This is a genomic window from Pseudomonas cremoricolorata DSM 17059 = NBRC 16634 (assembly GCF_000425745.1).
GTDB classification, from domain to species: Bacteria; Pseudomonadota; Gammaproteobacteria; order Pseudomonadales; family Pseudomonadaceae; genus Aquipseudomonas; species Aquipseudomonas cremoricolorata.
The window spans coordinates 342646-362499 of the sequence record NZ_KE384442.1 but is presented as its reverse complement, the minus strand read 5'-3'; the positions used below and the strand labels follow the sequence as shown (position 1 = coordinate 362499).

The following is a 19854-nucleotide window of genomic DNA, read 5'->3' as shown; positions in this document are numbered from 1 at the left end:
CCCCATGTCTGAACCCGTCCGCCTTTCCAAACGCCTGATCGAGCAACTTGGCTGCTCCCGCCGCGATGCCGAGCTGTACATCGAGGGTGGCTGGGTCACCGTCGACGGCGTAGTCATCGAGCAGCCGCAATTCAAGGTCGCCGAGCAGCGCGTCGAATTGCTCCCAGGTGCCCGCGCCGCGCCGCTCGAACCGGTTACCCTGCTGCTCAATCAGCCCGCCAATCAAGACAGCGAAGAAGCCCGCACCAGCATCGCCATGGCCAGCCTCAGCGAAGCGCAACGTGGCCAGGTTCGCGCCCTGCATGGTCACTTCACCCGGCTGTCATGTGTGGCTCCGCTCGAAAACGGCGCCAGCGGCCTCCAGGTGTTCACCCAGGACTGGCGAGTAACGCGCAAGATCGAAGCCGACATGCGCAAGCTCGAACAGGAATACATCATCGAAGTGCGCGGCCAGGCATCGAGCACCGCCCTCGAGCGCCTGGCCCGCGGCATCACCCGCAACGACCGTGAGCTGCCCAAAGCCAAGGCCAGCTGGCAGAACGAGAACCACCTGCGCCTGGCCTTGAAGAACCCCTACCCTGGGCTGATCGGGCAGCTGTGTGCTGCGGTGAAGCTGGAGGTGGTCAGCATGCGTCGCATTCGCCTGGGCGGTGTGTCGATGGGCAAGTTGCCGCTCGGCCAATGGCGCTACGTGGCCGGCACTGAACGTTTCTAAGCTTTTGAGCCGCATCGCCCGGCTCCTGACAGGATCATTTCACCCATGACTCACAACGATGTTCTGCGCAGCCTGCGTTACCTGCTCAAGGCCAACGACGCCAAGATGGCCGAGATCGCTGGCCTGGCAGGTTTCAGCGTGTCGCCGGCGGCGATTGCCAACTACGTCAAGAAGGAGGACGAAGCCGGCTTCGTGCTGTGCCCGCAAGAGGTGATGGCGCATTTTCTCGACGGTCTGGTGATTCACCGTCGCGGCCGCGATGACAGCCGTCCGCCACAGCCGGTGGAACTGCCGGTGACCAACAACACCGTCCTGAAGAAGCTGCGCGTTGCCTTCGAGCTCAAGGAAGACGATATGCATGCGCTGCTCAAGGCGGTGAACTTCCCCGTCTCCAAACCCGAACTGAGCGCCTTGTTCCGCAAGGTCGGCCACGACAACTACCGCCCGTGCGGCGATCAGTTGCTGCGTAACTTCCTCAAGGGCCTGACCCAGCGCGTGCGCGGCTGATATGCAGCACAGCGTCGCGCCGGTGGGTATCGTCCGCTCCTGCTTCAAAGAGAAGTTCGCCATCCCAAGGCAGCCGCAGCTGGCACCGGCTGCGCGGGGCGTGTTGGAGCTGCTGCCACCGTTCGATACCGGCGAAGCGGTAGCGGGGCTGGAACAGGTCAGTCATGTCTGGCTGCTGTTCCTGTTCCACCAGGCACTGGAAGACAAACCGCGGCTCAAGGTGCGTCCACCGCGCCTGGGTGGCAACAAGAGCGTGGGCGTGTTCGCCACCCGCGCCACCCATCGACCCAACGGTATCGGTCAGTCAGTGGTGCGCCTTGAAGGGGTCGAGCCTGGGCGCTTGCTGCTCTCTGGCATCGACTTGCTCGATGGCACCCCGGTGCTCGACATCAAACCCTACGTGCCCTATGCCGACAGCGTGCCTGAAGCCGTGAACGGCATGGCCAGTGCCGCGCCCGCCCTGATCGAGGTGAGCTGGCAGGAGCCTGCGCTGGAGCAGGCCCGCGCCAATGGCCTGCGCCTCGGTGAACCGCTGGTGGCGCTGATCGAGCAATGCCTGGCGCAAGACCCGCGCCCGGCGTACCAGGTGCCACCCGCCGAGCGCGTCTACGGCGTCAGGTTCTGGGACGTGCAGGTGCGCTGGCAATACCCGACTCCCGAAAGCATTCGGGTGATCGAAGTGGCGCTGGAGCGCTGACCACAGAGCAAAAAAAAACGCAGACAACGTCTGCGTTTTTTCATACCGGCAACGATTACTTTTCGACGAATGCGCGCTCGATCAGGTAGTCGCCTGGCTCGCGCATACGGGCCGAGATTTTCAGACCGAAGCTGTCGAGCACCTGGCTGGTTTCATCGAGCATGCTCGGGCTGCCGCAGATCATCGCGCGGTCGTCCTGCGGGTTGATCGGCGGCAGGCCGATGTCGCTGAACAGCTTGCCGCTGCGCATCAGGTCGGTCAGACGGCCCTGGTTTTCGAACGGCTCACGGGTCACGGTGGGGTAGTAGATGAGCTTCTCGCGCACGGCATCACCGAAGAACTCGTTCTGCGGCAGGTGCTCGGTGATGAACTCGCGGTAGGCCACCTCGTTCACGTAACGCACGCCGTGCACCAGAATGACTTTCTCGAAACGCTCGTAGGTTTCCGGGTCCTGGATGACGCTCATGAACGGCGCCAGGCCAGTACCGGTGCTCAGCAGGTAGAGGTGCTTGCCCGGATTCAGGTCATCGAGCACCAGGGTGCCGGTGGGCTTCTTGCTGATGATGACTTCGTCACCTTCCTTCAAATGCTGCAGCTGCGAGGTCAGCGGACCATCCGGAACCTTGATGCTGAAGAACTCCAGGTGCTCTTCCCAGTTGGGCGAGGCGATGGAGTAGGCTCGCATGAGCGGACGGCCGTTGGGCTGTTGCAGGCCGATCATCACGAACTGACCGTTCTCGAAGCGCAGACCCGGGTCACGGGTGCACTTGAAGCTGAACAGGGTGTCGTTCCAGTGGTGAACACTGAGGACACGTTCGTGGTTCATGTTGCTCATCGAGTGGGGCTCCTGAAAAAAGACGCAGCGCGGACTGAGCGCATAGTTGCGCGATAGTGTATTGGCAGAGAGAATATCTGTTAACTGAATTATCAAGATATGTGTTATCGGTTATATCGATATGCGATTTACTCTTCGTCAACTTCAGGTGTTCGTGGCAGTCGCCCAACAGCAAAGTGTATCCCGCGCAGCGGGTGTGCTGGCGCTGTCGCAGTCGGCCGCCAGCACCTCCATCACCGAACTGGAGCGCCAGTCCAGCTGCCAGCTGTTCGACCGCTCCGGCAAACGCCTGTCGCTCAACGCGCTCGGCCAGCAACTGCTGCCCCAGGCTGTGGCCCTGCTCGACCAGGCCAAGGAAATCGAAGACCTGCTGCATGGCAAGTCCGGCTTCGGCTCGCTTTCGGTGGGCGCCACACTGACCATTGGCAACTATCTGGCCACCTTGCTGATCGGCAGTTTCATGCAGCAGCACCCGGAAAGCCAGGTCAAATTGCACGTGCAGAACACCGCGCATATCGTGCAACAAGTGGCGCACCATGAAATTGATCTGGGCCTGATCGAAGGCGACTGCATCCACCCCGACCTGGAAATCCAGCCATGGGTCGAAGACGAACTGGTGGTGTTCTGCGCACCGCAACACCCGCTGGCCAGAGTCGGCCGAGCTGAATTGCCCGCCCTGGCCAATGAAGCGTGGATCTTGCGCGAGCAAGGCTCCGGCACTCGACTGACGTTCGATCAGGCCATGCGCCATCACCGCTCAACGCTCAACGTACGGCTCGAACTGGAACACACCGAAGCCATAAAACGGGCCGTTGAGTCAGGCCTGGGCATCGGTTGTATTTCGCGCCTGGCGCTGCGCGACGCGTTTCGTCGTGGCAGCCTGGTGGCGCTTGAGACGCCACAACTCGACCTGCGCCGGCAGTTCTATTTCATCTGGCACAAACAGAAATACCAGACTTCAGCAATGCGCGAATTCCTCGAGCTGTGCCGCAGTTTCACCCGTGGGGTGACGCGCAGCGATGAAATCGTGCTGCCCAGCATCGCCTGAGCGTTACAGCAGAACCACACCCCAGACCACCGCGACCATGCTCAGCGCCACCAACTGCGCCGCGCTGCCCATGTCCTTGGCATTCTTCGACAACGGGTGACGATCAAGGGAAATACGGTCGATGGCCGCCTCTACGGCCGAGTTGAGCAACTCGACGATCAGCCCCAGCAGGCATACGGCGATGAGCACGGCTCGCTCGGCACGGCTGACCGACAACCAGCAGGCCAGCGGAATCAGAATCACGTTGAGCAGCACCAACTGGCGGAATGCGGCCTCACCTTTGAAGGCCGCGCGCAGGCCGTCGAGCGAATAGCTGGCTGCGTTGAAAATACGTTTCAGGCCGGTCTGGCCCTTGAATGGCGACATGACGATCACTTCATGGATATACGCCCATGCGGGCAGAAAAGTCAGGAGTGCAACGGTGGCCAATCAGCTGCCAGCCACTGACTCCAATTGTTGCAGCAGCAAGGCTGCCTGGGTGCGGGTACGCACGCCGAGCTTGCGGAAGATGGCCGTTACATGGGCCTTGATGGTGGCTTCGGAAACACTCAACTCATAGGCGATCTGCTTGTTCAACAGGCCCTCACAGACCATGGTCAAGACCCGGAACTGTTGCGGCGTCAAGCTCGCCAGGCCTTCGCTGGCAGCCTTGGCTTCTGCCGAGACATCGACCTTGTCGAACGCCTGGGGCGGCCACCAGACCTCGCCGTCGAGCACTTTGCGCACCGCATCCTGCAAGGTTTCCAGCGGGCTGGACTTGGGGATGAAACCACTGGCGCCGAACTCGCGGGACTTCACCACTACCGCGGCTTCCTCCTGTGCCGAAACCATCACCACCGGAATCTGCGGATACTGCCCGCGCAGCAGGACCAGGCCGGAGAAGCCGTAGGCACCTGGCATGTTCAGGTCCAGCAGCACCAGATCCCAATCGGCCTTTTCGGCAAGGCGGGTTTCCAGCTCGGCGATGGTCGCCACCTCAACGATCCGCACACCCTCGCCCAGCCCCAGGGTAATGGCTTGGCGCAAGGCGCTTCGAAACAGCGGGTGGTCATCGGCTATCAGGACTTCGTATGTGGCCATCGATCTGTTGATCCTGTTCTGTGCCAGGTATGCAGGGCAGCTATCACGTCGCCTGGCGGGCAACTCACGGCATGAATGGCGGGGGCATCTGACGCAAAGCATCGCCAGGGCCAGGCTGGCCCAGAAACGGCGCCAAGGATGCCGAGCACGGTACAGGTGGTCAAGCCAATTAACCCCCTCGCCCGCCAGCCCGCCTAGTATGAATCAATTCGTGAACGATGCCCTTTGTACTAAAGGAAGGTCTTGAGCTGTCGATGCACGGCATCGTCCAGGTCCAGCGGCAGATGCCGCTTGGCGCTGAGATAGTGCAGGCTGAACACATCCAGGTAGGCATCCAGGGCCTGCGCCGCCTGGCGGTCGCCAGCCAGTTCAAGGCACATGGCAGCAACTTCCGCAGTACAGAAATGATCGTCGCGTTTGGAACGGCGCAGCCGATAGCGCGACATCTGTTCTGGTTGCAGGCTCAGTACCGGAAACCGGTCTAGGTAAGGACTCTTGCGAAACATCTTGCGCGCCTCGGTCCAGGTCGCGTCCAGCAGAATGAACAACGGCCGCTTGCCCGGCGCCGGCAGCACTTCACTGACCACCCGCTCCTGCGCAACGAACTCACCTGGAAACACCAGGTATGGCTGCCAATCGGGCTGCGCCAGCAATTCCAGCAATGTCGCGTCGACCTCCTTGCGCTGCCAGCCGAAAGCGAACGTATCTTTGATCAGGTCGGCGATCAGCCAGCCCGTGTTGGTCGGCTTCAACGGCTCGGTGTCATGCATGATCAGGCACATGCCTGCGCCCGCCTCGACCTGCGGCCTCAAGGCGCACAGGCAGTGGCTGGCGATGACCCGGCAGCTCGCGCAGCGCACGGCCCGCGAACCGCGGGCGACGAAGGGCTTGTTGCTGCGCGCCAGGCGCTCGGCGCGCAGGCGCGCGACGGCGTGGCTCATGGTTGCAGCCCGCGACAGGATAGAGAAACGAACACGGAAGCCACTCGCTTGCAGAAAAGCCGCGGAGTTTACCAGAGGCCGATGGATTTGCCGTGTGGCCTGCGCCCGCCGCCCTCTATAATCAGCGCCACCTACCCTCCCTGCTTGCCCTTTGCGGCTCGGGCTCAGGGAACGCCCTACTTTCACACGGGTCCAACCGACCAGTCATCGAATCAGGAGAACCCCATGCTGCGTTTTATCGTCCCGACCCTGAGCCTGCTGCTCGCCTTGCCCCTGGCTGCCCAGGCTGCCTCCAAGCAGGACTACGAGCTCAACCAGGAGCTGCAGAAGGTCGCCAAGGAAAGCAGCAAAGGCACGCCTCGCGCCATCAACGAAGACATCCTCGACCAAGGCTACACGGTCGAGGGTCGGGCGTTGATCAACCACCTCAGCGTGCGTGAGGGTCAGGCTCGGGAAATGGCCATGAGCCCGGAAAAAGTCCGTGACCAATTGGGCGCCAGCGTTTGCAACAACAGTGGCTATCGCCAACTGATGAAAAAGGGCGCGGTCATGGTCTATCGCTTCAGCGAATACAAGACCAACCGCCAGATCGGCGACCAGGCCTTCAATGCAGCCAGCTGCGGCATGGCCGGCAAGAAGTAAGCCTGCTTCGCCCACCGGCCTTTGTGCGGCGCGCCCGGCGCGCTGCACTGCGCTAGCGCCTTGAATCCGCTCGATGCACGTCGTCCGACGATGCTCAGAGGCCACTTTCTCAGGCAAGCCGGCACACGCTTACCTCCCCGCAGCAACCTTCGGCATGCATACTAGAGCGCTTATCGTGAAGGCACGCGGCCTTGAGCGAGTGAGCTCCAGCGACTCGTCTTGCACCGCACTGCCCGCTGCAGAAGGAGACCTTGAATGCCCTACCAGCCCAATGACCACCTGCTCAGCCATTTCCGCGACAATGGCATCGACCTGAGCAGCCTCGACCTGCAGCTGCAGCAGGTCGCCCCGGACAGCCCCAACCTGCCGCTGTACCGCGACATGATGCTGACCATTCTGCGCATGGCCCATGACGACCGCGACCGCTGGAATGCCAAGATCACCCTGCAGACCCTGCGCGAGCTGGACCAGGCGTTTCGTAGCCTGCAGCGCTACAAGGGCAGGCGCAAAGTGACCGTGTTCGGCTCGGCGCGTACGCCGCTGGAGCATCCGCTGTACAGCCTGGCTCGCGAGTTGGGTGCCGAGCTCGCCCGTTCCGAGATGATGGTCATCACCGGCGCCGGGGGCGGGATCATGGCGGCCGCCCATGAAGGGGCAGGCAGTGACCACGCCCTGGGCTTCAACATCACTCTGCCCTTCGAGCAACACGCCAACGCCACCGTCGACGGCACGGACAAACTGTTGCCATTCCACTTCTTCTTCATCCGCAAGCTGTTCTTCGTCAAGGAGGCCGATGCCCTGGTGCTTTGCCCCGGCGGCTTCGGCACACTGGATGAAGCGCTCGAAGTGCTGACCCTGATTCAGACTGGCAAGAGCCCCTTGGTGCCGGTAGTGCTGCTGGATTCGCCGCAAGGTACGTTCTGGAAGGATTGCCTGGCGTTCCTGCAACGCCAACTGGAAGACAACCACTACATCCTGCCCGACGACCTAAAACTGATGCGCCTGGTGTACAGCGCCGAAGAGGCGGTCGAAGAAATCGAGCAGTTTTACAGCAACTACCATTCAAGTCGCTGGATGCAACACGAGTTCATGATTCGCCTGCGCCGCCCATTGAGTGACAACGCACTGCGTGAACTCGAGGAACAGTTCGCCGACCTGCGCCTCAGTGGCAGCTTCAGCCAGACGGCTGATAGCCGCATCGCCAATGAGCCAGAGGAGTACCAGGAGTTGACCCGCCTGACCTTCGCCTTTGGCGGTCGCAATCAAGGGCGTCTGCGCGCATTGATCGACTTCGTCAACACGGCGGAAAACTGGGAACAGCCTGCTGCCCCAGTCCTACAGGATGATGCTCAGGAAGTACTGAGAACCCGCTGACGTTCAGTCGTCCAGATCACGGCCGTTGAGCAAACGGCCGATCATTCCCATCGAGAAGCCGCGGTAGGCGAGAAACCGAGTTTGCTGGGCGCGGCTACGTGCATCTTCAGGCAGTTGCCCAGAGAATTTACGCTGCCATACCTCCCGCAGCTTCTCTGACCAGTGCACCCCAGATTCTCGTAACGCCTGCTCGACATCGGCTCGGTCCAGGCCGCGCTGGCCGAGATCCTCACGAATGCGTGCAGGACCATAACCGGCGTTGGACTTGTAGCGGATGAAGCTCTCCAAATAACGGGCTTCGCTGAGAAGCCCCTCTTCGGCGAGCCGATCGAGTGCGAGCTCGATCAGCTCATCGCTGGCCCCCCGCTGACGCAGCTTGCGCGTCAGCTCGACCCGGCCATGCTCTCTGCGTGCAAGCAGGTCCATGGCGGTGCGCCGTACGGCGACAGGAGTGTCCAGCACAACAGTCATACGTTGACTCAGTGACCTGCCTCGGCATCAGCCACATCGCTGGCATCCGCGGTTTGCGCTGCAGCCTTGCCTGCTTCAGCGACTGCGCCGACATTGAGCAGTTTGTCACGGATCTGCTTCTCGATTTCCGAGCCGATGGCCGGATTCTCGGCCAGGTACTTGGCAGCGTTGGCCTTGCCCTGGCCAATCTTGTTGCCCTGGTAGCTGTACCAGGCACCGGACTTCTCGACCAGGCCTTGAGAGACACCCAGGTCGATGATCTCGCCGTTCCGGTAGATGCCTTTGCCGTAGAGAATCTGGAACTCGGCCTGACGGAACGGCGGAGAAACCTTGTTCTTGACGACCTTGACACGGGTTTCACTGCCCACGACCTCGTCGCCTTCCTTGACCGCGCCCGTTCGGCGAATGTCCAGACGTACCGACGCGTAGAACTTCAACGCGTTACCACCGGTGGTGGTTTCCGGGCTGCCGAACATGACGCCGATCTTCATACGGATCTGGTTGATGAAAATCACCAGGCAGTTGGCGTTCTTGATGTTACCGGTGATCTTGCGCAGAGCCTGAGACATCAGGCGCGCTTGCAGACCCACGTGCATGTCGCCCATCTCGCCTTCGATCTCGGCCTTGGGCACCAGTGCCGCCACGGAGTCGACGATGATCACATCGACCGCGTTGGAACGCACCAGCATGTCGGTAATTTCCAGCGCCTGCTCACCGGTGTCAGGCTGCGAGACCAGCAGATCGTCGACATTGACGCCCAGCTTGCCGGCATATTCCGGATCAAGCGCGTGTTCGGCATCGACGAAGGCGCAGGTGGCGCCAGCGCGTTGTGCTTCGGCGATGACCGACAGGGTCAGCGTGGTTTTACCCGACGACTCCGGACCGTAGATCTCGACGATACGGCCCTTTGGCAGGCCGCCGATGCCCAGCGCGATGTCCAGGCCCAGCGAGCCGGTGGAAATGGCGGGAATACGCTGACGCTCATGGTCGCCCATGCGCATGACTGCGCCTTTGCCAAACTGACGTTCGATTTGACCCAGGGCCGCAGCCAAGGCGCGCTTCTTGTTGTCGTCCATTGAAATCCTCACGTGATCGACTGGCCCTGATGGCCATACACTGTATAAGTAGCCAGTATTATTTCACAGGGATGCAGTTCCGCATACCCCCGCCCGTGATTTACTCGACGCCAAGCTGTAACAAGCCGTCTAGCGCTGCACGCACCGACTGCTCGCGCACAGCGTCGCGGTCACCGTCGAACTGGTGTCGTTGAGTGTGCACCCGAGCGCCATCGCCCCAGGCCAGCCACACCGTACCCACCGGCTTGCTCGGCGAACCGCCGCCGGGGCCGGCCACACCACTCACCGCCACCGCGAAGCGCGCACCACTGGCGGCCTGGGCGCCGCGCACCATGGCTTCGACGACCTCCTGGCTGACCGCACCGACCTGCTCGAACAACGCCGCGGGTACGCCCAACTGACGGGTTTTCTGCTGGTTGGAATAGGTGACGTAACCGGCTTCGAACCATGCAGAACTGCCAGGTACGCGGGTGATCGCCTCGGCGATACCGCCACCGGTGCAGGATTCGGCGGTTGCGACCTGAGCCTTCAAGCGCTGCAGGTGCTCACCCAGACGCGTGCTCAGTAACGTGATGGCATCCACGGCCAATGCTCCTGAAGGGAATCGGGCTACCCTATCACTCCTGCCTGCTCAGACAAGCGCTACCGGGCTTGGTTGCAGTCGCTGCCGGCGCGCATCTAGCAGCGCCACGTCCCTGCAGCCGGCGCGAAAAGTCTGTAACATTCGCGACCTTCATCCAAGCCCACCGAATCACCGCTGTAAGGCCCTTGAATGTCCGACCTCACCGCACACACCCCCATGATGCAGCAGTACTGGAGACTGAAGAATCAGCACCCGGACCAGCTGATGTTCTATCGCATGGGCGACTTCTACGAGATCTTCTACGAAGATGCGAAGAAGGCCGCCAAATTGCTGGACATCACGCTGACAGCGCGTGGGCAGTCAGCGGGTCAGTCGATTCCCATGTGCGGCATTCCCTTCCACTCGGTAGAAGGGTATCTGGCCAAGCTGGTCAAGCTGGGCGAGTCGGTGGTGATCTGCGAGCAGATCGGTGACCCTGCGACCAGCAAGGGCCCGGTGGAACGCCAGGTGGTGCGCATCATCACCCCAGGTACGGTCAGCGACGAAGCGTTGCTCGACGAGCGACGCGACAACCTCATTGCCGCGCTGCTGGGCGATGAACGGCTGTTTGGCCTGGCGGTGCTGGACATCACCAGCGGCAGTTTCTCGGTGCAGGAGATCAAGGGCTGGGAAAACCTGCTCGCCGAGCTCGAGCGCATCAACCCGGTGGAGCTGCTGTTTCCGGACGACTGGCCGCAGGGCTTGCCGGCAGAGAAACGCCGCGGCGCTCGGCGCCGGGCGCCGTGGGATTTTGACCGGGACTCGGCGCGCAAGAGCTTGTGCCAGCAGTTCGCGACCAAAGACCTCAAGGGCTTTGGCTGCGACAAGCTGACCCTGGCCATCGGTGCTGCCGGCTGCCTGCTGACCTACGCCAAGGAAACCCAGCGCACCACCCTGCCGCACTTGCGCAGCCTGCGCCATGAGCGCCTGGACGACACGGTCATTCTCGATGGTGCCAGCCGGCGCAACCTGGAGCTGGACATCAACCTGGCAGGTGGCCGTGACAACACGCTGCAGTCGGTGATCGACCGCTGCCAGACGGCCATGGCCAGCCGCCTGCTGTCGCGCTGGCTGAACCGCCCATTGCGCGACCCCAAAGTACTCAAGGCTCGGCAAGAGTCGATCCGCTGCCTGCTCGACGGCTTCCGCTTTGAAAAGCTGCAGCCGCAGCTCAAGGAAATCGGCGACATCGAGCGCATCCTGGCGCGGATCGGCCTGCGCAATGCGCGGCCGCGCGACCTGGCGCGCCTGCGCGATGCCCTGGGCGCACTGCCAGAATTGCAAAATGCCTTGTCTGAACTGGAAGCGCCGCACCTGGCGCGGCTGGCCGCCATCACCGGCACCTACCCTGAGCTGGCAAGCCTGCTGGAGCGGGCAATCATTGATAACCCACCGGCGGTTATCCGCGACGGTGGCGTGTTGAAGGTGGGTTACGACAGCGAACTGGACGACCTGCTGGCCATCAGCGAAAACGCCGGTCAGTTCCTGATCGATCTGGAGGCACGAGAGAAAGCCCGTACGGGCCTGGCCAACCTCAAGGTCGGCTACAACCGAGTACACGGCTATTTCATCGAGCTGCCCAGCAAGCAGGCCGAGCAGGCCCCTGGCGATTACATCCGCAGGCAGACCCTCAAGGGTGCCGAGCGCTTCATCACCCCGGAGCTCAAAGCCTTCGAAGACAAGGCGCTGTCGGCCAAGAGCCGCGCGCTGGCGCGGGAAAAGCAGCTGTATGAAGCGCTGCTGGAAACCCTGATCGAACACCTCGCGCCCTTGCAGGACAGCGCTGCGGCCCTGGCTGAAGTGGATGTGCTGAGCAACCTGGCCGAGCGCGCACTGAACCTCGACCTGAACTGCCCGAGCTTCGTCGACGAGCCGTGCCTGCGCATCGAGCAAGGCCGCCACCCGGTGGTCGAACAGGTCCTGACCACCCCCTTCGTGGCCAACGACCTGAGCCTTGACGACAGCACACGCATGCTGATCATCACCGGCCCGAACATGGGCGGTAAGTCGACCTACATGCGCCAGACCGCGCTGATCGTGCTGATGGCGCATATCGGCAGCTTCGTTCCAGCGGCCAGCTGTGAGCTGTCCCTGGTAGACCGCATTTTCACCCGCATCGGCTCGAGCGATGACTTGGCCGGCGGACGCTCCACCTTCATGGTGGAGATGAGCGAAACCGCCAATATTCTGCACAACGCCACCGACCGCAGCCTGGTGCTGATGGACGAAGTGGGTCGCGGAACCAGCACCTTCGACGGTCTGTCGCTGGCCTGGGCGGCTGCCGAGCGCCTGGCCCAGTTGCGCGCCTATACCCTGTTCGCCACCCACTACTTCGAGCTGACGGTACTGCCGGAAAGCGAGCCGCTGGTGGCCAACGTGCACCTGAACGCCACCGAGCACAACGAACGGATCGTCTTCCTGCACCATGTGCTGCCAGGCCCGGCGAGCCAGAGCTACGGGCTGGCGGTAGCCCAGTTGGCTGGGGTTCCCGGCCAGGTCATCCAGCGGGCGCGGGAACACCTGGGCCGACTGGAAACCGCCAGCCTGCCACAGGAGGCACCTGTCGCTTCGCGAACGGCCAAGCCACAGACGCCGCACCAGAGCGATCTGTTCGCCAGCCTGCCGCACCCGGCTATCGACAAACTGGGCAAGCTGGATCTGGACAACACCACCCCGCGTCAAGCTATCGAAATGCTATATCAACTTAAAAACCTGTTATAACGCCGCGCCGCGCAAGCTGGTAGAATCCGGCGCGGTTTGCGAGTGCCGCAGGTTATTAGGCGCCGTATGAAAAGTCTTGAGACGAAGGTCAGGCAAGGCGAAAACAGCCGAGCAAGCGCAGTGTACGGGTGTACATGAGCATTGCGAGGCTGTTTTCAACGCAGCATGAACGAGTATCAAGGTTTTTCGTATGGGGCCTGGCCTGGCCTGCGGCCATATTTCGTGAACCGTGCTGCCCCGATAAGGAAGGGCAAGCTGCCGTCGCCTGAGGAGAGAATTAGAAATGTCCTTCGTCGTCACCGACAACTGCATCAAGTGCAAGTACACCGACTGCGTAGAAGTCTGCCCGGTGGACTGCTTTTACGAAGGCCCGAACTTCCTGGTCATTCACCCCGACGAGTGCATTGACTGTGCGCTGTGCGAGCCCGAGTGCCCCGCGCAGGCCATCTTCTCGGAAGATGAAATTCCTGCCGGCATGGAGAACTTCATCGAGCTGAATGCCGAGCTGGCGGAAATCTGGCCCAACATCACCGAGAAGAAAGACGCTCTGCCTGATGCCGCCGAGTGGGATGGCAAGACTGGCAAAGTTAGCGATCTTGAACGCTGACACGCCCATGTCGACATGAAAAAGGCCCGCAAGGGCCTTTTTCAGTTTTTACCGGGCAAAAAAAAGGGGCGGAGTTACCCGCCCACATTTTCTCCATTTTCCCTGTATTCCTATCATCATCCTGATGAGTCGCATCCCGCGACGTCCTTGGCTCTTTTCCCTAAGGGCCTGTGCCTGTCCGTAGACACAGTGCAGATAGTAACGTTTCCCAGCGTCTGCACAATCGGCATGTCTCTCAAAACAATACAGCTGACACAGAAACAAACACCTTAAAAATCTATATTTTTCATAGACTTAGGAAAAATCCCCAGCTGTATGGCGCTGTAATTTACCCGTGGAGCGTTCAACGACTTACAGAACGACTAGGAAAATGCTTACACGCAGCGCCAGTAAGCGGATGCAGTGCAGGATTTTTCACTGGCCAATAAAAAGCCCCGAACGGATCGGGGCTTGTGGCCTACCCATGTACGTTTACTGGAACAGCGACTCGCTGGAGAGCCCATTCTTTTCAAGGATCTCACGCAGACGCTTGAGCCCCTCGACCTGAATCTGCCGCACACGCTCTCGGGTCAGGCCAATCTCCAGGCCAACGTCCTCGAGGGTGCTGCTTTCATGGCCGCGCAGGCCGAAGCGGCGGATCACCACTTCCCGTTGTTTCTCGGTCAGCTCGCCCAACCACTGATCGATGCTGCGCGACAGGTCGTCGTCCTGTAGCAGATCGCACGGGTCGGTTGGACGGTCGTCGGTGAGGGTGTCGAGCAGGGTCTTGTCTGAATCAGGGCCGAGCGACACATCGACGGAGGAAACGCGCTCGTTGAGACCGAGCATGCGCTTGACTTCAGCCACCGGCTTTTCCAGCAACGTGGCGATTTCTTCAGCGGAGGGTTCGTGATCGAGTTTCTGGGTCAGCTCGCGAGCGGCCCTGAGGTAGACGTTGAGCTCTTTGACCACGTGAATCGGCAAACGAATCGTACGTGTCTGATTCATGATCGCCCGTTCGATGGTCTGACGAATCCACCAGGTGGCGTAGGTCGAAAAGCGGAAGCCGCGTTCGGGGTCGAATTTTTCGACGGCGCGGATCAGGCCCAGGTTGCCTTCTTCGATCAGGTCGAGCAGCGACAGCCCGCGATTGACGTAACGCCTGGCGATCTTGACCACCAGCCGCAGGTTGCTTTCGATCATGCGCTTGCGCCCAGCCGGATCACCCTTTTGCGACAAACGCGCAAAATGGACTTCTTCCTCGGGGGTGAGCAGCGGAGAAAAACCGATTTCATTGAGGTACAGCTGGGTAGCGTCGAGCGCCCGACTGTAATCGATGTACTTGTGTTGCTTGAGCGTAGCGCTCTGTTTCGACTTGGTCCGAACCGAAGATACAGCAGGTTCGTCTGACACCACATCCGTTTCCAAAACGATGCCGGTCTCCATCAGGAGTACGTCATCGTCGATGTCAAACCTAGGCACTTCTTTACTGAGAGCCATTGTTATAGTCCTTTGCTGAGTTCGAACTCAGACTCGAGCACCACCTCTATCCCTGGTAGTACTGGAGCCTGTCCCCATTTGATCTCCAAGGAACAGGCCAGGTACAACAATCAACGGCGTGGCAAGAATTGTAGCGGATCGACGGGTTTACCCTGACGGCGAATTTCAAAATGCAGTTTCACACGGTCGGTACCCGTAGAGCCCATTTCAGCAATCGTCTGCCCCGCCTTGACCTGCTGCCCTTCCCGAACCAAAAGCCTGCGGTTATGTCCGTAGGCGCTGACGTAGGTGTCGCTGTGCTTGATGATGATCAGTTCGCCGTAACCGCGCAGACCACTACCGGCGTAAACGACCGAACCGCTCGACGCAGCAAAAACAGGCTGTCCCAAATCACCGGCGATATCAATGCCTTTATTCAAACTACCGTTTGAAGCGAATTTACCGATCACCACGCCATTGGCCGGCCACATCCAGCCGCCTGCGGTGCGCTCTGCAGCAGGCACCTGAGTGACTGTCGTGGTCGTGCTCGAAGATGGCGTAGATGTCGTTTTGGTGACAGTCGGCGCGGGGGCTGCGGCGCCTGCCGGGCGGCGAGTGACAGTGGTTTTGCTGGAAGACGACGGGCTCGTCACCACAGTGGTGGCACCCGAACCGCTGCTGAAGCGTATGGCCTGCCCCGGGCGGATGGTATAGGGCGCAGCGATGCCGTTGCGCGCGGCCAGCTCTTTGTAGTCCCAGCCGTAGCGGAAGGCGATGGAGAACAGCGTGTCGCCAGGCTTGACGACATATTGACCGGAAGTAACGGCGGGGCGCTTGGCTGCGGCAGCGCTGTTGCGGTCGACCACGCGCGCACTGTTGGAGCTGGTGCTGGAACAACCGGCGAGCAACGTCCCCATGGCCAGCGCAATCACCAGAAGTTTGAATCCCGCCCGTTCCCTGCGCTGCCGCATGACTGTGTGAACCACCCGCCGCTCCCCTCACCCTGCCAAAATGAAATGCCAAAACACAGGCAATGATGTTGTGATTGTATCTCTGCCCAGCCGAGCCCTGAGGCTGAAACGTGGGCCACGTCGGACCGTAGTCTGGCAGCTACACGCCAGATAGACAGGGTGGCCCGTCGAGAATTCGCCTTCGCGGGAAAAAATCCTGTCGCCGGGCTCAGGCTATCGGGCCATTGACCAGCGGCACGAAGCGCACGGTGCCGAGTACCGTGCGTGAGAAGCCATGCTCTTCACGCACGATCAACAGCAGTTGCTGCACCTCGCCTGCCGGCCCTACCGGAATCACCAGGCGCCCACCTGGCGCCAGCTGATCGAGCAGCGCCTGCGGCACTTCACTGGCGACCGCCGTGACGATGATGCCGTTGTAAGGTGCCAGTGCCGGCCAGCCCTCACAGCCATCGCCCCAGCGAAACACCACATTGCGCAGGTTCAGCTCGACCAGGCGTTCCTTGGCTCGATCCTGCAGGCTCTTGATGCGCTCGACCGAAAACACACGCTCGACCAGCTGCGCGAGAATCGCCGTCTGGTAGCCCGAACCGGTGCCGATTTCCATGACTTTGTCGAGCGGACCGTCCTGCAGCAATACCTCGCTCATGTGCGCGACCATATACGGCTGCGAGATGGTCTGGTTATGGCCGATGGGCAGCGCGGTGTCTTCATAGGCGCGATGCGCCAGGGCCTCGTCGACGAACAGGTGACGAGGCGTGCGGCGAATCACTTCGAGCACCTTGGGGTTGCTGACCCCCTCCTCGCTCAAACGCTGGATCAAGCGCTCACGGGTGCGCTGGGAAGTCATGCCGATTCCACGGCGCATCAGATCGTCCTGCTCACGCATCAGAGCACGCCCTCCAACCAGCCTTGCAGCGGCTCGAAGGCATCGCTGAAGGTGCGATCGAGCTGCAACGGCGTGATCGACACGTAGCCCTGCATCACGGCATGGAAGTCGGTGCCGGGCCCGCCATCCTCGGCGTCGCCGGCCACCGCGATCCAGTAGCCTTCCTTGCCGCGCGGGTTGACCACCTTGGTCGGTGCCGCGGCCCGCGCCCGATGGCCCAGGCGGGTCAGGCGGATGCCGCGGATGTGATCGAGCGGCAGGTTGGGAATGTTGACGTTGAGTACGGTACGCGCAGGCAGGCTCAGGCGTGCCTGCGCCTCGACCAGACGCCGAGCGATGTAGGCGGCGCACGGCAGGTTGTCGGGCTGGCGCGACAGCAACGAGAACGCCAGCGAGGTGCCGCCGAGGAAGCGCCCCTCCAGGGCCGCTGCGACAGTGCCGGAATACAGCACGTCATCGCCCAGGTTGGCGCCCAGGTTGATGCCCGAGACGACCATGTCCGGCGTCTGTTCGAGCAGCCCGTTCAGACCCAGGTGCACGCAGTCGGTCGGAGTGCCATTGAGGCTGATGAAGCCATTGGCCAGGCGCTGCGGGTGCAGCGGCCGGTCGAGGGTCAGCGAGCTGCCGGCGCCGCTTTTATCTTGCTCAGGGGCGATCACCGCGCATTCGGCGTAATCGGCCAGCGCAGCGTGCAGCGCCGCCAGGCCCGGTGCTGTTACACCGTCGTCGTTGGAAATCAGAATACGCATGGGCTGTCCGTCTGCCCCGCTGGCACCAGATCGACAAGTTCACGCACCACCACGGTGGCGAAGCATCCGGCCGGCAGGACGAATTCCAGTTGCAGGAGATCAGGCTCGGGATAATGCCACGTCAGGCGGCCAATAGGGAGCCGCAGGATACGCCGTTCGTGATCCATGCCCGCACGCGCCAGCCACTGGCACAACGCCGCGTGCGCGTCGGCCGTGGCGCGCTCGAGTGCTGCAGCGGCTCCGCCTGCCGGTGTTTCGCCCATGCCCCACAACGGGCCGGTGGGATGCAGGTCGAGAATCGCCAGGCGCGGATCGACGCATTCAGCCTCGCCGGCCATGAAGAAGCTGCGGCTGTCGGTGAAGGCCAGCAGGTCACCGACCTGGGCCTGTTGCCAGGTGCCGTCGGCCACGCGCGCGGCGAGCACCTGGTTGAACAGGTAGCTGCGTGCCGCCGAGAGCAGCCGCGAGCGGGTGTTGCGCTGTTCAGGCAAAGCCTGACGCTGCGCCCAATCCAGGGCGTCGTGCACGTTGCCGCCGGCGAAGCCGAAGCGCTGGGCGCCGAAGTAGTTCGGCACGCCTTGCGCCTTGAGCAGCTCCAGGCGGGCATCGAGGGCCTGGCGATCGGCCTGAAGTGCGGTCAGGCGCAAGGTAAAACCATTGGCCGCGTGGGCGCCGCGCTGCAACTTCCGCTGATGGCGGGTCTGCTTGAGGATGCGCAGGGTCTGGTCTTGCGCGCGCGAAAGGTCGGGATCGGCCTTGCCCGGCAAGTGCAGGCTGAACCACTGACGGGTCAGCGCCTGGCGGTCCTTGAGGCCGGCGTAGCTGATCGACCTGACCGGCACGCCTGCGGCGCGGGCCAGCCGGCGAGCGGCTTCTTCGGTGTTGAGGTCGCGTTTTTCCACCCACAGCCACAGATGCTCGCCCTGCCCCGAAAGCGGAATGTCGAGTACCTCGTCGACCTGGAAATCCTCGGCCACGGCCTTGAGCACCGCCGTGCCGAGAGCCTCGCCGGTTGCGCGCGGGCCCAGCAGTTCGAGTTCGGTCATGCCGACAGCAACAGGGCGACCGCGTGCACGGCGATGCCCTCCTCACGGCCAGTGAAGCCCAGTTTTTCAGAGGTGGTGGCCTTGACGTTGACCTGGTCCAGCTCGACCTGCAGATCAGCGGCGATGCATTGGCGCATGGCCTCGATGTGCGGCGCCATCTTCGGGGCCTGGGCAACGATGGTGGCGTCGACATTGCCGACCTTCCAGCCCTTGGCGTGCACGATCTTCAGCACATGGCGCAACAGCACACGGCTGTCGGCACCCTTGAACTGTGGGTCGGTGTCAGGGAAATGCTTGCCGATATCGCCCAGTGCAGCCGCGCCGAGCAAGGCGTCGCTCAGCGCGTGCAACAGCACATCACCGTCCGAGTGCGCCAGCAATCCGAAGCGGTGGGCGATCTTCACCCCACCCAAGGTAATGAAGTCGCCGTCGGTGAAACGGTGCACATCGTAGCCATGGCCAATACGCATAGAAAAACGCCCCGATTAAGTCAGGGCGTGATTCTACCCGCTTTGCAGCGGTGTGGGTCTAGCAGCACACCTGTGCTCAGACGCGGCCCAGGGCCACGGCATGGTGGCGCAGGTGCTCGTCGATGAAGCTGGCGATGAAGAAGTAGCTGTGGTCATAGCCAGGTTGCAGACGCAAGGTCAGGCTATGGCCGCCTTTACGCGCGGCCTGCTCCAGGGCATGGGGCTTGAGCTGGTTGTCGAGGAAATCATCGCGATCGCCCTGGTCGACCAGAAGCGCCGGACACTGCCCGGACGGGGTCTCGGCCAGCAACACACTGGCATCCCACTCACGCCAGCGTGCACGGTCTTCACCCAGATAGCGCGACAGCGCCTTCTCGCCCCACGGGCAATCCATCGGGTTGCTGATCGGCGAGAACGCCGACACCGACTGATAACGCCCCGGGTTGCGCAAGGCGCAGACCAACGCCCCGTGTCCGCCCATGGAATGGCCGCTGATACTGCGCTGTTGCGAGGCCGGGAAGTGCGCCTCGATCAACGCTGGCAGCTCATCGACCACGTAATCGTGCATGCGGTAGTGCTGTGCCCACGGCTGCTGGGTGGCATTGACGTAGAAACCTGCGCCTTTGCCGAAGTCCCAGGCGTTGTCCGGATCATCAGGCACCTGATCGCCACGCGGACTGGTGTCCGGTGCGACGATGATCAGGCCCAGCTCGGCAGCCAGGCGCTGGGCGCCGGCCTTCTGCATGAAGTTTTCGTCGGTGCAGGTCAGGCCGCTGAGCCAGTACAGCACGGGCAGTTTCTCGCCCTGCTCGGCCTGTGGCGGCAGATAGACCGCGAACACCATGTCGCAGCCGAGCACCTTGGAGCTGTGCCGGTAACGCTTGTGCCAGCCACCGAAACTTTTCTGACAGGAGATATTTTCCAGGCTCATGGCAGAC

Annotated in this window: 22 protein-coding genes; 8 read left to right on the top strand and 14 right to left on the bottom strand. The window is 61.9% G+C overall.

Annotated elements, in window-relative coordinates:
• Positions 1–4 precede the first annotated feature (4 nt).
• Genes H618_RS0120515 through tsaA form a run of 3 tightly spaced genes read left to right on the top strand, consistent with a single transcriptional unit; the run spans position 5 to position 1919 of the window.
• Positions 5–715 (top strand): rRNA pseudouridine synthase, encoded by a 711-nt coding sequence (locus H618_RS0120515; protein ID WP_028696844.1) that lies wholly within the window; start codon positions 5–7, stop codon positions 713–715.
• Positions 716–760: 45 nt separating this feature from the next.
• Entirely contained in the window at positions 761–1222 is a 462-nt protein-coding gene (locus tag H618_RS0120510; protein ID WP_028696843.1) for a YehS family protein, read from the top strand.
• 1 nt (position 1223) lies between these two features.
• Entirely contained in the window at positions 1224–1919 is a 696-nt protein-coding gene (gene tsaA / locus H618_RS0120505; RefSeq protein ID WP_028696842.1) for a tRNA (N6-threonylcarbamoyladenosine(37)-N6)-methyltransferase TrmO, read from the top strand.
• Positions 1920–1974: 55 nt separating this feature from the next.
• Here tsaA and fpr read toward each other — a convergent pair whose 3' ends face one another.
• Positions 1975–2754: a ferredoxin-NADP reductase gene (fpr, locus tag H618_RS0120500; RefSeq protein WP_028696841.1), complete on the bottom strand. Its 780-nt coding sequence runs from the start codon at positions 2752–2754 to the stop codon at positions 1975–1977.
• A 121-nt stretch (positions 2755–2875) separates the two neighbouring features.
• On the opposite strand from fpr, the gene H618_RS0120495 reads away from it, so the two are divergent.
• Positions 2876–3802 carry a LysR family transcriptional regulator gene (locus tag H618_RS0120495; protein WP_028696840.1) on the top strand — a complete coding sequence of 309 codons (927 nt, stop codon included), beginning with the start codon at positions 2876–2878 and terminating at the stop codon, positions 3800–3802.
• Between the two features lie 3 nt (positions 3803–3805).
• Here the strand turns inward: H618_RS0120495 and H618_RS0120490 are convergent, their stop codons facing one another.
• The 3 genes from H618_RS0120490 to H618_RS0120480 form a co-directional block, all read right to left on the bottom strand.
• Complete coding sequence (locus tag H618_RS0120490) at positions 3806–4168, bottom strand: diacylglycerol kinase (protein ID WP_028696839.1); 363 nt, start codon at positions 4166–4168, stop codon at positions 3806–3808.
• Between the two features lie 63 nt (positions 4169–4231).
• Positions 4232–4882, bottom strand: a complete 651-nt coding sequence (gene erdR / locus H618_RS0120485; protein WP_028696838.1) for a response regulator transcription factor ErdR — start codon at positions 4880–4882, stop codon at positions 4232–4234.
• A 230-nt stretch (positions 4883–5112) separates the two neighbouring features.
• Entirely contained in the window at positions 5113–5823 is a 711-nt protein-coding gene (locus H618_RS0120480) for a tRNA-uridine aminocarboxypropyltransferase (RefSeq protein ID WP_028696837.1), read from the bottom strand.
• A gap of 225 nt (positions 5824–6048) precedes the next feature.
• Between H618_RS0120480 and H618_RS0120475 the strand changes: the two genes are divergently transcribed.
• Together H618_RS0120475 and H618_RS22020 are read left to right on the top strand one after the other, a co-directional pair.
• Positions 6049–6465 carry a PA3611 family quorum-sensing-regulated virulence factor gene (locus H618_RS0120475; RefSeq protein ID WP_028696836.1) on the top strand — a complete coding sequence of 139 codons (417 nt, stop codon included), beginning with the start codon at positions 6049–6051 and terminating at the stop codon, positions 6463–6465.
• Between the two features lie 255 nt (positions 6466–6720).
• A complete protein-coding gene (locus H618_RS22020) occupies positions 6721–7839 on the top strand; it encodes an LOG family protein (RefSeq protein ID WP_050577370.1) in 1119 nt (372 codons plus the stop codon).
• A gap of 3 nt (positions 7840–7842) precedes the next feature.
• Here the strand turns inward: H618_RS22020 and recX are convergent, their stop codons facing one another.
• From recX to H618_RS0120455, 3 genes are all read right to left on the bottom strand, one after another.
• Positions 7843–8310: a recombination regulator RecX gene (recX, locus tag H618_RS0120465; RefSeq protein WP_028696835.1), complete on the bottom strand. Its 468-nt coding sequence runs from the start codon at positions 8308–8310 to the stop codon at positions 7843–7845.
• Positions 8311–8318: 8 nt separating this feature from the next.
• Positions 8319–9386 (bottom strand): recombinase RecA, encoded by a 1068-nt coding sequence (gene recA, locus H618_RS0120460; RefSeq protein WP_028696834.1) that lies wholly within the window; start codon positions 9384–9386, stop codon positions 8319–8321.
• 100 nt (positions 9387–9486) lie between these two features.
• The gene (locus tag H618_RS0120455) at positions 9487–9969 is read right to left on the bottom strand and encodes a CinA family protein (protein WP_028696833.1); all 483 of its coding nucleotides are present in this window, start codon (positions 9967–9969) and stop codon (positions 9487–9489) included.
• Positions 9970–10158: 189 nt separating this feature from the next.
• Between H618_RS0120455 and mutS the strand changes: the two genes are divergently transcribed.
• A complete protein-coding gene (mutS, locus tag H618_RS0120450; RefSeq protein ID WP_028696832.1) occupies positions 10159–12729 on the top strand; it encodes a DNA mismatch repair protein MutS in 2571 nt (856 codons plus the stop codon).
• 283 nt (positions 12730–13012) lie between these two features.
• Positions 13013–13336: a ferredoxin FdxA gene (gene fdxA / locus H618_RS0120445; RefSeq protein WP_028696831.1), complete on the top strand. Its 324-nt coding sequence runs from the start codon at positions 13013–13015 to the stop codon at positions 13334–13336.
• A 471-nt stretch (positions 13337–13807) separates the two neighbouring features.
• Here fdxA and rpoS read toward each other — a convergent pair whose 3' ends face one another.
• The 7 genes from rpoS to fghA all read right to left on the bottom strand — a co-directional run bounded on the left by rpoS (position 13808) and on the right by fghA (position 19847).
• The gene (rpoS, locus tag H618_RS0120440; RefSeq protein WP_028696830.1) at positions 13808–14815 is read right to left on the bottom strand and encodes an RNA polymerase sigma factor RpoS; all 1008 of its coding nucleotides are present in this window, start codon (positions 14813–14815) and stop codon (positions 13808–13810) included.
• A 110-nt stretch (positions 14816–14925) separates the two neighbouring features.
• A complete protein-coding gene (locus H618_RS0120435) occupies positions 14926–15780 on the bottom strand; it encodes a peptidoglycan DD-metalloendopeptidase family protein (RefSeq protein ID WP_028696829.1) in 855 nt (284 codons plus the stop codon).
• Positions 15781–15973: 193 nt separating this feature from the next.
• Positions 15974–16612, bottom strand: coding sequence for a protein-L-isoaspartate(D-aspartate) O-methyltransferase (locus H618_RS0120430; protein WP_161628459.1), 639 nt, complete (start codon positions 16610–16612; stop codon positions 15974–15976).
• A gap of 38 nt (positions 16613–16650) precedes the next feature.
• On the bottom strand, positions 16651–17400 hold the full coding sequence (gene surE / locus H618_RS0120425; protein WP_028696828.1) for a 5'/3'-nucleotidase SurE: 750 nt from the start codon (positions 17398–17400) through the stop codon (positions 16651–16653).
• On the bottom strand, positions 17388–18446 hold the full coding sequence (gene truD / locus H618_RS0120420) for a tRNA pseudouridine(13) synthase TruD (protein WP_028696827.1): 1059 nt from the start codon (positions 18444–18446) through the stop codon (positions 17388–17390). The genes surE and truD overlap by 13 nt, the downstream gene beginning before the upstream one ends.
• Positions 18443–18916, bottom strand: coding sequence for a 2-C-methyl-D-erythritol 2,4-cyclodiphosphate synthase (gene ispF / locus H618_RS0120415; RefSeq protein ID WP_028696826.1), 474 nt, complete (start codon positions 18914–18916; stop codon positions 18443–18445). Before ispF ends, truD begins: the two co-directional genes overlap by 4 nt.
• A gap of 76 nt (positions 18917–18992) precedes the next feature.
• A complete protein-coding gene (gene fghA, locus H618_RS0120410; RefSeq protein ID WP_028696825.1) occupies positions 18993–19847 on the bottom strand; it encodes an S-formylglutathione hydrolase in 855 nt (284 codons plus the stop codon).
• Between the last annotated feature and the right edge of the window lie 7 nt (positions 19848–19854).